Genomic DNA, 15773 nt, shown 5'->3' with positions numbered 1-15773 from the left:
TTGGACTAGGTCGTGTCACTCGCGGTTACTAACGATATCGCGGTGCTTTCTGTTCTGCCCTACTAAGATGTTTCAATTCGGGGCGTCCCTATTGCGAGATGCAATTGCAGTGGGGATTCCCATTCGGAGATCTGAGTTCTTGGCCTCCGTGCGGCTCCCTCAGGCTTATCGCAGCTTGGCACGTCCGTCATCGGCTCTCGAGCCGAGCCATTCACCAGCCAGTACAGTAGCCAGTATAGTATAGTATAATATAGTATAGTATCGTCTTATGTCGTCTCAGAGTTGAGACGGGACCAGACGATGTGATCTAAGATGATCTAAGGTGATCTGATATAACATAGTGTCATATCAGATCATGATCAGATCAAATCAGCGTCAGTGTCAATTCATGATAGTCGTGATTATGATCGTCAGTGTCAGCGTCGTGTCGCGTTGCGCCGTTCGATCGTATCGTGGTTTAGCTTGTATCGGATCGTCAGTCAGACTCACGGTGAGTGTGGTGACAGGATACAATACAATACAATACAGCCACGATCACGGGCACGCGACGCGGACACGGACACGGACAGATCAATCGTGACAGTCGATGAATTGTGTCTGTAATTGTTGTCGTTGTCGTTGTTTGTGACATTGTGTTGTGTTGTCAAGAGACGTCCACGTTGGAGCCCGTGTGAACGGGTTCAGTGGGCGTCTGGATTACACGCGTACATACGGTTGTCATGGAACGGTCAGTGGTGACTGACGCGTTCATCGAACCCTTCCCAATCACGCTTTCACGGAATGGTGCATCAGTTCGGATTGTCGATCCGATTCGAGTGTGAACAAGATATCTCGAGTGATTAGACGCGAAACGCGAGATATGGGATGTTCAGATTCGGATCGTCGGAGTGGACCCACTGGGATTCGAACCCAGGGCATCCTCCTTGCAAAGGAGGCACTCTACCGCTGAGCTATGGGCCCGGTTAGCTTTGGTGGTTCTTGGGTGCCTGTCTGGCGTCTGTGTGGATGTAGATGTGGATAATCGCTCTCATTCTCCACTTTCACTCGCACTCGGACCGTGCATTGTATGCACACTGTGATGCTGTGTACTGTCGTCTTACATCGCATCGTATACAGTGTGTGATGAACATGAACGTGAACGGTCTATGTCGTGTGTTTCATGTTATGTAGGTGTGAGAGTATCAGTACCAATACCAATGTCAGCACCAATAATCGATGGTGCTGGTAGTATCGTATCGTATGATAGTGTGAGTCTCACGGAAAACGTCTACGTCTACGTCTAGCGTCTGCGTCTGCGTGCGTGGGCTAGATACGTCGATCTAGTCCCGGTCAGTAGGAGGTGATCCAGCCGCAGATTCCCCTACGGCTACCTTGTTACGACTTAAGCCCCCTTGCGAAGCCCAGATTTGAGTATCTATGATACCCTCATCCGGACCTCACTCGGGTGCTTTGACGGGCGGTGTGTGCAAGGAGCAGGGACGTATTCGTCGCCTTCTGCTGAAAGGCGGCTACTACCGAATCCAGCTTCGTGAGGGCGAGTTTCAGCCCTCAGTCCGAACTACGATCAAGTTTCGGAGATTAGCGTTCTCTGTCGAGATAGCAACCCATTGTCTTGACCATTGTAGCCCGCGTGTTGCCCAGCTCATTCGGGGCATACTGACCTACCGTTGCCCGTTCCTTCCTCCAGTTTAACACTGGCAGTCCTCCTAATGTACCCAACCAATCGAAATTGTTGCTGGCAATTAGGGGTGCGGGTCTCGCTCGTTGCCTGACTTAACAGGACGCCTCACGGTACGAGCTGACGGCGGCCATGCACCTCCTCTCTACAGCGTCGTGATGAGGTCATCAACCTGGTCGTCATCACTGTAGTCGGAGCTGGTGAGATGTCCGGCGTTGAGTCCAATTAAACCGCAGGCTCCTCCGGTTGTAGTGCTCCCCCGCCAATTCCTTTAAGTTTCATCCTTGCGGACGTACTTCCCAGGCGGTTCGCTTCTCGGCTTCCCTACGGCACAACAGAGGCACGTAGCCTGTGTCATACCTAGCGAACATTGTTTACGGCTAGGACTACCCGGGTATCTAATCCGGTTGGAGACCCTAGCTTTCGTCCCTCACTGTCGGATCCGTTTTCTCGAAGTGCTTTCGCCATCGGTGGTCCGTGCGGGATTACAGGATTTCACTCCTACCCCGAACGTACCCTTCGAGCCTTCCGGTCCCAAGCTGTGTAGTTTCTGTCGGACGCCCACTCGTTGAGCGAGTGGATTTCCCGACGGACTTACCCAGCCAGCTACGGACGCTTTAGGCCCAATAAGATCGGTCATCACTCGAGCTGCCGGTATTACCGCGGCGGCTGGCACCGGTCTTGCCCAGCCCTTGTTGATGTACCACCCTACGGTACATGAAAGCGAGGACGATATGCCCTCGCACTCGGAGTCCCCTTATCGCACGTGCGTGCAGTGTAAAGGTTTCGCGCCTGCTGCGCCCCGTAGGGCCCGGAATCTTGTCTCAGATTCCGTCTCCAGGTTCTTGCTCTCACAACCTGTACTGATTATGGGCACGGTGGGCCGTTACCCCACCGTCTACCTAATCAACCGCAGCCACATCCTACAGCGCCGGGGCGTTTAGTGATCTCTGCGATTCAAGCCTGAGATCGGTATGACGGGTTAACCTCAGTTTCCCGAGGGTATCCGTATCTGTAGGGTAGTTTGGCCACGTGTTACTGAGCTCGGTGCCGCGAGTCTAAACTCGCGCGACTAGCATGGCTAAATCGGACTCCGATAGCAATGACCTCCGGCAGGATCAACCGGAATGGGAGTCCTCACAGCGTGTGTAAGACAGACTGTGAGGAGGGAAAGGTGGCGGGATTCGTGGTAACGAATCACCGATGTGACAGTCACACATATCCTGATGTGGGAGTGTCACGGTGTGTCAGTCGAGATAAGTTACCTTGACTGACGGGTTACACACGAACCGTCACGTTATGTGAGTGTACTGTACTGTACTGTGTCAGCTCGTTCGATACGGTACGATTCGATTCGATTGTATTGTATCAGCTGACGAGTTAGCAGTACCATTGCATGGTCCGAGTGGTTCGGAGACACCAGACAGGTATCACCGAACCACCAAAGCTAACATCAGATTCCGTCTGTACGGCGGACCGCAGGGGTGGAATCCTCATTTCTTTCGGATCAGAACGTAATGGATAGAATGGTATAAGTCCATCGACATCATTGCGTTGTCAGATCCAAGCGTCGTCGGAGAGAACCTAGTTGAGCAGACCATCTCTGCCAACAGGGTCAGTACCAGGAGACCTGGTACGTTTCCGCGTATTACAAGCAATGGTAGTCGAACATAAAAACTCGTCGAACTAACACCGTCCCGTCATACGGTTTCACACCACGCATCCATATAACGCATTACTATTGCAGATTCACTGCAAGTATGATTTTATTTTTTCATTGTATAATTTTGATACAATGTTGTTATAATTAGACGGTATGACAGTGAAAACCGTGTTACAGAGCGAATTTACGCCGATATATTTATATTATATTGTGTGCTCGCGTGACATAGGGTACGTGACCATGGTACGTGAAGACGGAAAAAGAAATTTCGTGATGCTCGAAGATGGTGAAAAGACCCGACAGTTTACTGGACGAATGCCAAGGCAGGCAGCGTTGAAGGCTGCACGGCGACTGGAAGGATATGATGAGTATGAAAACGAGTCTGCAGCTAAGAGTAATCCAACAAAAATCAGATTGCTTGAACGTGGGACAGATCGTATACACGTCTATCATGCATGGGCATGGATGGACGATGCACCCAATGATAAGCCTGATTGGATGGAAGGTGAGATATCAACAGTCACCAAAGGAAATGTTTCAAAGCAAGAGATTGAGCATCTTGAGTGAGTGAATGGGTGCGCACACACGTGATAACTGTGGTGAGTAGGCTTTTTTATGAATCATACGATCAGTGTATTTGATCGGTAATGTTGGTGATAATAGGATAGAGTCGATTACCTCGTGTATTTCTGCGTGCATGAGTGTCGATATGCATTTGAGTGCCCTCCAATGAGTTGATAATGCGCGGTTATTACCCGATCTGACCGACCGTCCAATGCGAGGGATGATGTGTCGGCCTCCGACCGCGCAACAGTTTATAGATCGTTGTTAGTCATATCAAGCAGCAGTACAGTACTTCGATATTAGTAAAACAGATACTCCTCATAATATCAGTATATGTCTTGCTTGTCTGATGATTTTATTCGTCGATGATAAATAATAGGTGAGAACATGGCTGGTTCGTTTACTCCGCCTTAGCTATGTGAATATAGTATGACAGCGGGTCTGGATTGCTCATATAGGTCAAGAAGTGATGAGCCACAGAAGGGTTTAGCCAGAAAATAGATCCGGTTTCGGATAGCTCAGATTTGTCACCTGCATGTAGAGATATTTTCATCGTGTATAAACAACACTTATGTATGCGCTACGGTGAGTCTCAGCGTAGATACCCGCGATGGTCCGGAAAAAGAAGCTTAGCCCAAGTGGCGCGAAAGATGAAAATGGCGAGTATCATAATGTTCATGTAAATCTACATGAGGATGAGCTCACCGTTGCTGGGATGGAGATTGGTGATGAGGTATTCGTGCGGGTCCGAGATGGGAAGATCATCATTCAAAAGGCCAACCCAGAATCAGTTGAACACGATTTTTGAATAACTAATGAGGTCTATAGAGTTTCATATGTATTTACACGTATTCGTAGATTCGTATCTGCATTCGAATATTCTGTTGGGGTGTCCGAGGTGGTAATTAGACAGCTTTATCGCGCGTTTCGACCAGTGTTATTTGCGCTACCACCAGAAACAGCCCATCGGCTTGTCCACACTGGGTTAGAGACTGTCCAGCAGACACCAATTGAACGTGGTTTTAGCAATCAGTTTCGGGTTGATAACGATCGTCTCCAAGTTGAAGCGTTTGGGCAGTCATTTGATAATCCTGTAGGTGTCGCAGCTGGATTTGATAAAAACGCTGAGTTGCCTAGTATTCTTGGAGCGCTTGGATTCGGACATGTAGAGGTGGGTGGGGTTACTGCTGTAGCACAGTCAGGAAATGGACGTCCTCGGATGTTTCGGCTGGTAGAGGATGAAGCATTGATTAATCGGATGGGGTTGAATAATCACGGTGCAGATGTGATTGGTGAGCGATTGTCCAATCATCGGCGTGAGATTGATTACGATGGTCCAATTGGTGTGAATATTGCACTATCGGAATCAACACCAACTGACGAGGCGCCAGCAGATTATCAGTATACATATAAACAGATCGCAGAAGGTGCCGATTATGTTGCAGTCAACGTATCATGTCCAAACAGTGAGGGAATGCAGGAGCTACAACAGCGTGATTCGCTCAGCAGGATTATAGATGCACTCACCGATGCTGGCGCAGAAACGGTGTTAGTGAAGCTTGCACCAGAACTCTCTTTCGGTGCAGTTGAAGATGTTATGGATCTTGTTGATATATTTAATCTTGATGGGGTGATAACGACCAATACGACTACAGAGCGTCCTGAGAGTCTTGAATCCGTCAAGCAAGGAGAGCGTGGAGGACTTTCAGGTGCACCACTCGAAGATCAAGCAACAAGATTAGTGCGAGCCGTTGCAGAGCGGACAGATGTTCCTATTATTGGTGTTGGTGGAGTAAGTGACGCAGCAGGGGCATACGCAAAGATTCGAGCGGGTGCAAGCCTCGTGCAGTTATATACTGGGTTAGTGTATCAGGGACCGACACTTGCTCGTGATATTAATGCAGGGTTGCTCCAATTGCTCAAGGATGATGGATTTGATTCAATCGAGTCAGCCATTGGTGCAGATCTATAATTTATGAAACTAGTTTTAGCCGGACGAAGGTACACAGTTACATTCTATATAAATTGTCAGTGAGAGTATGGTCTTTGTGGAGTGTTTATTTGAATGGTAACATGGGATCAAACGGGACTAATAATAGAGATTGGTTGATGAAGATTTTTGGCGAGTAGATTTAGATTTTGATTCAACCATGCTGAACGATGACAGTTACATCATCATTATCAAGATCAAGCATCTCGCCGCTACCAGTATATTGTCTACGTTTTTCGATAGTGAACATCTCAGGATCAAGCGTTATATCCCCCGCATGGAGATTACCATTGACGACTTCATACTCTCCTGATTCAATAGCCGACTCAATATCCGAAACGGCATTGCCAAAGGCAGGACCAACAAGCGAGTACTCAAGATCAACGCCAGTAACAACGGATTCAATTGATGGTCGTTCATTGAGTGATTCAATTGTTTCAACATGCATGACATCCGCAATATCAGACTCAAAACCGTCGATATTTCCCCATACAAGAACTCGATCAAGTGCCGAATTCATCGAAAGTTGTGCGTTACTTTTGTATTTTCGAAGCGCACCAACAACCGACATCGCTGCTTCACCGGCATCAACGTCAGCATCAATACCAAGTGGTTTCGGCCATGACTGGCGGTGAATACTTGTGCTCGAAGCCTCGTCTGCTTCGGAAGCGGGTTGTGTGACATACATATCGTGCCACAGTTCCTCGCTTGCGTGTGCAAGGATTGGGGCGAAAAGTTTGAGAAACCGACGATGTGCGACTGTCAATGTATATGCAGCGGCAGCATCGCTAGTGTTGCCTTCTCGGATTCGTTGTTTTGCAATTTCAAGGTAATCATCACAAAATGTATGCCAGAAGACGCTGCGAAGACCGTCTCGAGCTTTTGAGAATTCGCGTGATTCGAATTTTTCGGTAAGGCGATTGATTTCAGTATCGATTCGAGCGAGAAGCCACCGATCAATCGCTTCAAGATCAGTGTGAGACATCGTTGCAGGGTCGGGTGCGTCGGCGGTGAGATTTTCAACAAGTTTTGATGCATTCCATAATTTTCGAAGCAGTTTCTCACCAGCACGAATGCCTTTTTCTGAATATGGAAGGTCATCACCTACCGCGGATCCAGCCGTCCAGTATCGCGCAGCATCAACAGGATATTCTGTAACAACCTCATCAGGGGCGATTACATTTCCTTTTGATTTCGACATTTTCTCACGATTTTCATCAAGAACCATTCCATTGATCATCACACTATCGAAAGGAACCTGTCCGGTGTGTTCATAACACTTAACGACGGTGTGGAAGAGCCAAAATGAGATAATGTCATGTCCCTGTGGGCGAAGATTAAATGGGTATAATGACGGATTGTCAAATTCGATAGTCTCGACATCATCATTCCAATCCCAACCGGCGTTGATGAGTGGTGTGAGCGATGAGGTTGCCCACGTGTCAAAGACGTCATTTTCGGGAACGAAGGTGTCATGATCACATTCAGGACATGATTCTATTGGAGGGTCATCACTGAGCGGATCAACGGGTAATGATTCTTTTTCAGCAACAACAACATGTTCACATGAATCACAATACCAGACAGGGAACGGAATGCCTGAAGAGCGTTGCCGAGAGATAGCCCAGTCCCATTCAAGACCCTCAATCCAGTTTTTATATCGTGTGAACATCTTCTGGGGATACCACTCCATCTCCCGACCAGCGGTGAGATATTCATCTCTTTTGTCTAGTAATTTAACATACCACTGGTCTTTGACAAGAAACTCAATATTCGTCCCACAGCGTTCATGCACATTTACTGTATGTGTAATTTCTCGACGATCTAAGAGTGCATCAGTATTTGCAAGGTCAGAGACGATCGATTCACGAGCTTCAGTTGAGTCAAGACCACTGTATGAGCCCGCAACATCCGTCATTGTCCCTGATTCGTCAATAGCAATACGAAGGTCAAGACCATGTGCTTGGTACCACTCAATATCTGTCTGGTCACCAAAGGTACAACACATCACGATTCCTGACCCAGTTTCCATCTCGACGCGTTCATCTGCGATTATCGGGACTCTTTGATCGAAAAGAGGCACACGGGCATCAGCACCGACGAGATCCTGTTTGTCATCATCGTCAGGATGAACGAAGATTGCCACACACGCAGGTAACAACTCAGGGCGCGTGGTTGATATTGTAAATGTGCCTGTAGTATCTGCAGAGTCGGCTGTAGAGTCGTCGATAAGATCGAATGCAATGTCGTGGAAATGACTTGGTTGTTCGTCATCTTCCGTTTCGACTTGTGAGATCGCTGTTTCACACTCAGGACACCAAATAGTCGGAGCGCGTTTGCGATATTCACGACCCTGTTCGTATAAATCAATAAATGATAGTTGTGACGTCCGTTTTGCATTCGGTGAGATTGTTTGATACGTCTGATTCCAGTCAATAGAGATGCCCAGTTGTTGCATCTTTTCAGTGAACTCAGATTCATATTGCTGGCATACCTCTCGAGTCATCTGCTGGAATTCGCGACGTTCATACTCTTGATGACGGACGTCAAGTTCATCCTCAGCAAGTCGTTCAGAGGCAATCCCGTTATCGTCATATCCGAACGGGAAGAACACATCTGAATCACGCATTCGTCTAAATCGTGCCACGAAATCCTGCAGCGTAAACCCATAGACATGTCCCCAGTGAAGACTACCTGATACCGTTGGTGGTGGAGAGTCAATTGAGAATGCAGTGTCAGGATCAGTTTCAGTAGCTACATGTGGTCCCTCAACTGAGTTATTAGCTGCTTCGGACTCGGGCTTTGACTCAGACGCCAGATGTGGGTCAAAGCCAGATTCAGAGGCACTGACGGTGGCAGATGCATATTTATAGGTCTCCTCGTCGACCCAGCGATCTTGCCACTTGGTCTCGACAGCGTCGGGGTCGTATTCTCCGCTCGGCATTACCAAACAATAATACCGGCGGGAGGCGTGTTAAGTCACTCGATTATACAGAATCAAGAGAACCAAAGTCTACAGACAAGAGCATGTATACTCAATACTGTCTCTACTGTACTGATACGATATTATCGGTAACGTATAGATGGGATTCAGTACAGCCAAGTCGAGCAAGATGGCAGTAAGTAGGTTATTCGATGTGTTCTGAGTCAGGAAGCTCCGACATGTTTGCGCCGAGCGCTGTGAGTTCAAACTCAAATGCAGCCACAGGGACTGCAAGGTCATGTTCAACGAGCACTTCAGGATGTACCTCACCAATGACGCCTATTGAGTTACCGTCAATCATGATGGCTGCTGTCCGCCCATCGATAAATGACGGATGTGTCGTTGGGGGTGTCTGAAGTTCAACATCAAAATCACGACACAATGCTTGAAGCGGTGCTTTGGCATCTTCATAGGTTGCGTCATGACGTGCAACAGCGCCTGCAACATGACGGCGTTCGGCAACACGTGTATTGACACTATCATCATGATTGGCAACGAACCCAACCTCCGATAGGTCCTGTGGGTACGCACGATGTGTGTTATTCTCAAGAACCTGAATAAGCGATGGGAGAATCCATGGTCGAAGAATAGTGTAATCGCCGCTATATGGATCCGTTATCTCAGCAGGTGGTGCTGAGCCAAGCGTTATGTCATCATTCGCTGAGTCAAATTTAGTAGCTGAAAGTGGACTCATCTGCATGCGGTCATATACTGCAGGCTTATTTGTCAGATGGAAATTTAATAGATCCTCAAATCCAAGTCCTGTTAGTGCTGTTCGCGTTACTGTTTCTAGTCGAGATCGTTCATGTCTCCCACCAACGGTCCCGATATCGGGATATCGCGGCTCAAGATTATCGAAGCCATACGCACGACCAACATCATCAACCAAATCGAGTGGGTGAAGCACATCAACGCGGTATGGAGGGATTGAAACAGCGTATACAGGAGACTCATCAGAAATGTCGATGTCGCGGTCCGAGGTTACCGCTGGAGTAGCGGTATCAGTGGCAGTGGTATCATCTGTGGTCGTCGCCGCAAGTCCAGCACGTTCGAATAGTTCAATAACTTCGGCTGTGTCAAATGAGACTCCAAGAATTGTCTCGATACGGTCATGTGAAATGTGCTTTGTGTCAACGGTGAGGTCAGGTCGAGTAAGAGCCCGATCAGGATATTCAACATCGACAGACTCGATTGTCGCACCGCGTGCTTTGAGTGCATAACAAATGATCGTACACATCCGGTCAATTGTCCACTGATCAGTTCCGGTTAGTTCAATCAGGAGATCCCGCGAGTTAGCTGAGACTTCTGTTCGACGACCGTTGATGACCGGCGGGAATGAAAACAGTCCAAGCTCATCATAGATGGCTGGGTATCGGTCATAATCTGTGACAATATCTGCATATGTTTCGCCTGTTGGATGTTCATCAAGCACCGCAGCTGGCGTCAGCTCACGGTTTGAGTCGAGCGGCACGAACGTATCGCCTGTTGGTTCGATACCAGTGTAGGTGATCGAATGTGTGGGAGAGTCAGAGGCAGAAGTCTCTGATGCACGATCAGCAGTGGGTCTGGAATCAGTGGCGGTATCGATCATCCCGCCTCCGGCTCCCCCGGAAAGATCGAGACCGCTATCATCAAGTGTACGCCCTTTCAGCATGGTAAGATCATGGATCCCAATCGCCCCTTTTGTACGCTTTCGTCCTATTGTTGCGTGTAGTTTCTCCTGTAATTGAATCAATGAATCAAGTGCACGCTGATCGAGATTAATCCCGCGGGCGACAGCACCAGTAACGTAGGGTCGGCTGTCGGGAACATCATCAGAGACAATAAATTGGAATTCAGGATTATTTGTTGATGGAACCGCGATACCACGATCGTCACCATAGTGATATCGTAGCGATCGTGCAACCCCCTCAACAGAAAGGCGATCAAGACGATCGGGACCAAATTCGAATTGAAGAAGATCTGATTCCGTTTTACCTTCGAATTCAAGCCCCAGTGCAAAGAGGTCAGATTTGAATTCCGAATCTGATTTTTCGTCATGACCGGTAAGCCTCCTAAGTTCATCCATATCGATATCGACAACCGGCATTAATACGTCACCTCCGCGTTGCGAAGGAATTCAAGATCAGCAAGAGTCCCATGAAGATCCCGGATATCCTCAGCACCAGTGGTCAACATTGCAAGTCGTTCAAGTGCTAGTCCCCACGCCATTACATCACACTCAACACCAAGTGGGTCGAGGACTTCCGTTCGAAACATACCAGAATTGCCAATTTCAATCAGTTCACCCGTTTTTGGATGTTGCCCAAAGAGCTCAAACGATGGTTCCGTATACGGGTTATAATGTGGTTTGAACTGAACATCGGTGATTCCAAACTGTTCATAGAATTCAACAAATGTACCCATTAAATCACGAACAGAGAGGTCTTCAGCCATAACCCATCCTTCGATCTGGAAGAACTCAAGAAGGTGTGTTGCGTCAAGAGTATCATTTCGATAGACTTTCTCGACTGAGAAATACCGTTGTGGGGGTTCAAATTCTCCGATTTCAGTACCGGAGAGATATCGCATTGATAATGATGTGGTGTGTCCACGGAGTGCAATCGCCCGTGCAAAGTCTTCATCCCACGGTGAGTGATATCCATCACCGTCAGAACCAACGCCATCACGGTGAGCTGACTCAACAGTTTCAACAAGATCTGTCGGAAGATCATCGATTGGTGGGACATCAAGCGCAAATCGATCCCAGTGCGTTCGGGCTGGGTGATCTTGAGGCATGAAAAGGCAATCATTAATCCAGAAGTCCGCATCCGCGTGTGGTCCATCCATTTCCTCAAAGCCCATTCCAACAAGTACATCTCGAACACGTTCTGCTGTCTGTCTAAGAATATGTATTTTGCCGTTCTGGACATCAGGAGCGTCCGCCTCAACATTATATTCGGCAAATTCAGCATCGCGCCACTCACCAGACATAATCAGTTCAGGTGTTAGCCGATCAACCGTTTCGACTGATTCAACGCCCTCCATCAGGGCGGTGACACCCGCGTCAGTGAGTGAGACTGTCCGCGTCGTCTCTGTATATCGTGTGAGTAGATTGCGAGTAACGAGTTGTTCAACAACGGAGTCATCAACATCGGCGATGCTATCAGAATCGACGCGAGCAGTCTCCCCAGATTTGCCGGCATCGGTATTGGAGTCAATATGAGCTAGTGCAGTCGCCTCTGAGTCACTGTTCGGATCAATTGATTGTGCGGCAGTGATTTCACCATCAGTAATCGATCCATACGATTTACGCGCAAAGTTCGCCAGCGCAATATCAATCTCAGGATCGTCAAGATCTGCTGATTGAATCACCGATCCAAGTGACACCGGAGCATCATCAGCATCAATCTCAGTCGCCGCTTGATAAAGCCGAATTTCCGGAAGCCCATCGGCGAGATACTCTCGTCCTTCGTTTGTCAGCTCATAGAGAGTTGTCTCAGTCTCAGTGATTGTAAGCAACTCAGCATCGCGAAGTTCAAACGCAGCTTGTGTTGCTGTTGTTGGATTTAAGTCGGTCTCATCCGCGAGCTGCTCAATTGAAGTCTCAGTGGTCGCACTTGCAGTCGTGAGAATTGCAAGCTGTGGGTCAGGAAGTTGTATACTCATAATCGTCTCTGTCGCGTCCGCTTGTTATCCAGTTTACTGGTCGGACGCTAGTTAGCAGTTCCGAAGCACAGGACCAGTATATGGATTGGGTAACAATTCAATCTCTGCTCAGTTGATATTATTCGGAGTGATATTCACTACTGAATGATATCGGTATTCATAATCGATAAATAATATTACTGATAGCAAATAATCTAATTATCTTCGTTATCTGTCGAGTCGGTGTCGGTGGTATCACCCGGTGCTATACTTCGTCGATCAGACGTCAGTGAGATATCAAGATCGTCAAGTAATGACTGTACCTCTTTTCGCTTTTCTTGATGTTCTTCAAGGAACGCCTGCATCAACTCAGCTGCCTGCTCTTTGCAGTTACCACAAAGGCGGTCTCCAGACACACACTCGTCGTACACCTCTGTTACAAGTAAATCATCATCGTTCGCAAGTAGATACGCAAATAATTCATAGACAGGGCATTCATCAGCCTTACCACCAAGTTCACGCTGTTTTTCTGCTGTCTCCCGACCACCGGTCGTCGCTGCTTTTACCTTCTCATATCCTTTCTCAGGGTCATCAAGAAGCGAGATGTGTGATGCCGGCACAGACGAGGACATCTTTCCACCGGTAAGTCCTGTCATGAATCGATGATACGTCGATGACGGTGCCACAAATCCATAGCCACCGTGATTGGTCTCAACCTCACGAGCTAACTCAGTTGCATCGGCAGCACTAAGCTCAAAAGCGTCGATATGTTCATCATACCGTCGTTTCTCACCCTCGATCGCTGTAATGAGAGCATCAAACGCTTCATCAGTTGCATTAGCATCCAGAAACCGAACACGTGGGCGAAGTGGTTCCATACCGGCGTTTTCAAGTTTTTCAATAGTTGATTCGACAACAGTATCGGGGACTACTATACCAACTGTATCAATTGAGATATGCGTATCACCGTCCTGAGTATTCTCACTGCCTTCGACACGTTCTCCACTCTCACCTGTAGAAATCATCAGATGATCGGTGAGCCACGTGGCTGCCTCTGCACACCGCGGTCGAGACGCGTCCTCGGCGTACAGTTCACGTTCGTCATAGACAGCAGTGACAAGTTCTCGTTCAGAGTCTGTGAGTTCAAAGCTTGCATATGCTTCAGTAACTTTGAAAAATCGCATACGAGCAGCAAGGTCGCGAGCAAACCGGACATGTGGATCCTGATCTGGACCGACTGGAATGACCGTTGGCTTTGGTTCTTCAAGTTGTGGATACAGAATATCAGCCATCTGTGTGATGACTGATTGCATATATGCAACGTTTGTTTCACTATCGAATCCATAGATACCCTCAAATTCGGAGAAATTTGCTTTTGACCCAAGTTCGAAGGCAAAGTTCTGTAGTTTTCGATTCTCAGACTGTCGATAAATTTCACCTGATTCAGGATCGAATCCAAGCGCAAGAAGGCTTAAAAGATAATTACGCGCATGCTCGTCGATCTCACTCCAAGTTAGTCCACGGGCGGCATGTGCTTCAAGATCTGCAATAAGCGCATAGGCGTCCGCACCGCGCTGTTGATGCCAGATGATTTCATCAAAGACAAGTTTGTGTCCGATATGGGGATCACCGGTAGGCATGAATCCTGAAAGGGCAGCAGCAGGGTCATTATTCCGTAACGCTTCAGCAACAGGACCATACTCGCGATGTCCAAATACGACCCCTCGACGCATGAGATAATGTGGGTTTGGAACAGACGGAAGAACGTCATCAAAGGTCTCGATACCGAACTCTGTAAACAGTTTTTCATAATCTGAGACGGCTGAAGATCCCCATGGATCGAGTGTAACGTCATCAGCACCCTCAGCGCCTGCTGTGCCGCCATCAGAGACTACTGTGGCTGTAATTGTCGACGAAGTCGCTTCACTAGGAGTCTCATCATTGGAGCCTGTGTGCATATTAGTATCAGTATTAGACTCGGGATCAGCGTCAGCGTTAGTGATATCGTCAGTATCGCGTGTCATAAAGTAAGTCGGGCTACCGAAAGCCAGTGTATATCGCCGTTGGCTGGGGTGAGCGCAAAAACCATTCGCTTCCGAACCCCGCCAGCCAATCTGATATCAAGTGATAAGTCACGAGGATATATTTTCATGTTGGTTTGACAGACGCGGACAAGGTCTGTTGAATGGTCGAGTGAATCAATCTCTTCGAACGTCGTATAAACGCGGAAGTCTGCCCCAAATTTAAACCCACTCTTCGGAACGGTATGATGATGTCTTAATGCTGCATACACGCGAAGACGCTGGTCAAATCGATCGCCTTCGACATCGCGTCCAATAGCAACGAGGGTGGCTGTATCGACCGCAATCACACCTTGTTGAGCGAGATATGCGGCTTCAATAAGTGAAAATTGGAGCGGTCCTGTATCCGCATTCCGACCGAAGAGTCGCTGTCCATAGAAATTTTGCTCATACAATGAGGTCGTAGCATCATAGCACACAACACGGTCATTAACCACATCAACGCTGACATCTGTTGGGAGTGATGACTGGTCCTGTGCTGTAGGTTCATTAGCAATCTTATTTATGCCACCATCGTCGGAATCTGACTCATTTACTTCCTGAGAGATAAGATCATGAAATGCCGACCCAGAGTTAGTCTCAAAATATGTTAACTCGCCATCCTCATCAACGACTGCGAGAACAATATTACCGAGAGTCGAGATTTTCACTTTCTCTCGCTCACCAATAACGCGAATTCGATGAGCGATTTCGCCATCGTACGGTCCCATCCCACGTGGATACACGATGAAGTCACTCTGATTGTCGGTCGCTGAGTCAACACCGGGCCATGACGGGCGAGCAGGCGAAAGATAGAATCCGCGGTCACGAAGGTCCTTGTACACAGCAAACTGGCGAGCCATGCCTGTGTATATCAGAAATCCTCGAAATCCAACGTGATATGTCGATGAGTCATCAGTTGAATAAATCTCAGAAGTATCAGAGTCAACCGTATCTAATCCGGGGTGTATCTGACTGGTTGAGGGTGCGTCATCCGAATGTGAGGATGTATCGATGATAATTTCCTCAAGATCGCCACGGGCAAGCAAGTGCGCCGCCTCAACAGGAGCGAGTTCGACCTCCTTACCGTCGCGCATACGCCCGTATCCGCGGGCATCATGAAACCGTTGTTTAGCGTCCGCGCCGACGTGAACAGTTCCATTGATAAATGTCCCTTCCATTTATGTCTATTTCTATGTTGTTCCAGT

8 protein-coding genes, 1 tRNA gene, 1 rRNA gene and 1 other annotated feature (1 of these 11 cut by a window edge) are annotated in these 15773 nt (G+C 48.0%); of the genes, 3 read left to right on the top strand and 7 right to left on the bottom strand.

The genetic code is table 11. From position 1 onward, the window contains the following. Nucleotides 1–208 (bottom strand) — a sequence feature (23S ribosomal RNA rRNA prediction is too short); it reaches 93 nt to the left of the window's first position. A gap of 680 nt (nt 209–888) precedes the next feature. Together J07HQW2_RS10400 and J07HQW2_RS10395 are read right to left on the bottom strand one after the other, a co-directional pair. Further along, nucleotides 889–960, bottom strand: a tRNA-Ala gene (locus J07HQW2_RS10400). 374 nt (nt 961–1334) lie between these two features. Continuing rightward, nucleotides 1335–2807 (bottom strand): 16S ribosomal RNA (locus J07HQW2_RS10395). Between the two features lie 774 nt (nt 2808–3581). Here J07HQW2_RS10395 and J07HQW2_RS10390 point away from each other — a divergent pair. The 3 genes from J07HQW2_RS10390 (at nt 3582) to J07HQW2_RS10380 (ending at nt 5877) form a co-directional block, all read left to right on the top strand. Continuing rightward, nucleotides 3582–3908, top strand: coding sequence for a non-histone chromosomal MC1 family protein (locus tag J07HQW2_RS10390; RefSeq protein ID WP_048075241.1), 327 nt, complete (start codon nt 3582–3584; stop codon nt 3906–3908). A gap of 607 nt (nt 3909–4515) precedes the next feature. Beyond that, a complete protein-coding gene (locus tag J07HQW2_RS10385) occupies nt 4516–4713 on the top strand; it encodes a hypothetical protein (RefSeq protein WP_021055458.1) in 198 nt (65 codons plus the stop codon). Nucleotides 4714–4803: 90 nt separating this feature from the next. Continuing rightward, nucleotides 4804–5877: a quinone-dependent dihydroorotate dehydrogenase gene (locus tag J07HQW2_RS10380; RefSeq protein ID WP_048075628.1), complete on the top strand. Its 1074-nt coding sequence runs from the start codon at nt 4804–4806 to the stop codon at nt 5875–5877. A gap of 172 nt (nt 5878–6049) precedes the next feature. Here the strand turns inward: J07HQW2_RS10380 and J07HQW2_RS10375 are convergent, their stop codons facing one another. The 5 genes from J07HQW2_RS10375 to endA form a co-directional block, all read right to left on the bottom strand. Further along, nucleotides 6050–8839, bottom strand: coding sequence for a valine--tRNA ligase (locus tag J07HQW2_RS10375; RefSeq protein WP_021055456.1), 2790 nt, complete (start codon nt 8837–8839; stop codon nt 6050–6052). A 184-nt stretch (nt 8840–9023) separates the two neighbouring features. Next, on the bottom strand, nt 9024–10967 hold the full coding sequence (gene pheT, locus J07HQW2_RS10370) for a phenylalanine--tRNA ligase subunit beta (protein ID WP_021055455.1): 1944 nt from the start codon (nt 10965–10967) through the stop codon (nt 9024–9026). Then, nucleotides 10967–12520 (bottom strand): phenylalanine--tRNA ligase subunit alpha, encoded by a 1554-nt coding sequence (locus tag J07HQW2_RS10365; protein ID WP_048075627.1) that lies wholly within the window; start codon nt 12518–12520, stop codon nt 10967–10969. The genes pheT and J07HQW2_RS10365 overlap by 1 nt, the downstream gene beginning before the upstream one ends. Before the next feature lie 200 nt (nt 12521–12720). Beyond that, nucleotides 12721–14463: a tryptophan--tRNA ligase gene (locus J07HQW2_RS10360; protein ID WP_394324644.1), complete on the bottom strand. Its 1743-nt coding sequence runs from the start codon at nt 14461–14463 to the stop codon at nt 12721–12723. Between the two features lie 62 nt (nt 14464–14525). Then, a complete protein-coding gene (gene endA, locus J07HQW2_RS10355; RefSeq protein ID WP_021055452.1) occupies nt 14526–15746 on the bottom strand; it encodes a tRNA-intron lyase in 1221 nt (406 codons plus the stop codon). Between the last annotated feature and the right edge of the window lie 27 nt (nt 15747–15773).

Source organism: Haloquadratum walsbyi J07HQW2 (assembly GCF_000415985.1).
Classification (GTDB): Archaea; Halobacteriota; Halobacteria; order Halobacteriales; family Haloferacaceae; genus Haloquadratum; species Haloquadratum walsbyi_B.
Note: the sequence above shows the minus strand (reverse complement) of the source record. Positions and strands in the feature narration are given on the sequence as shown.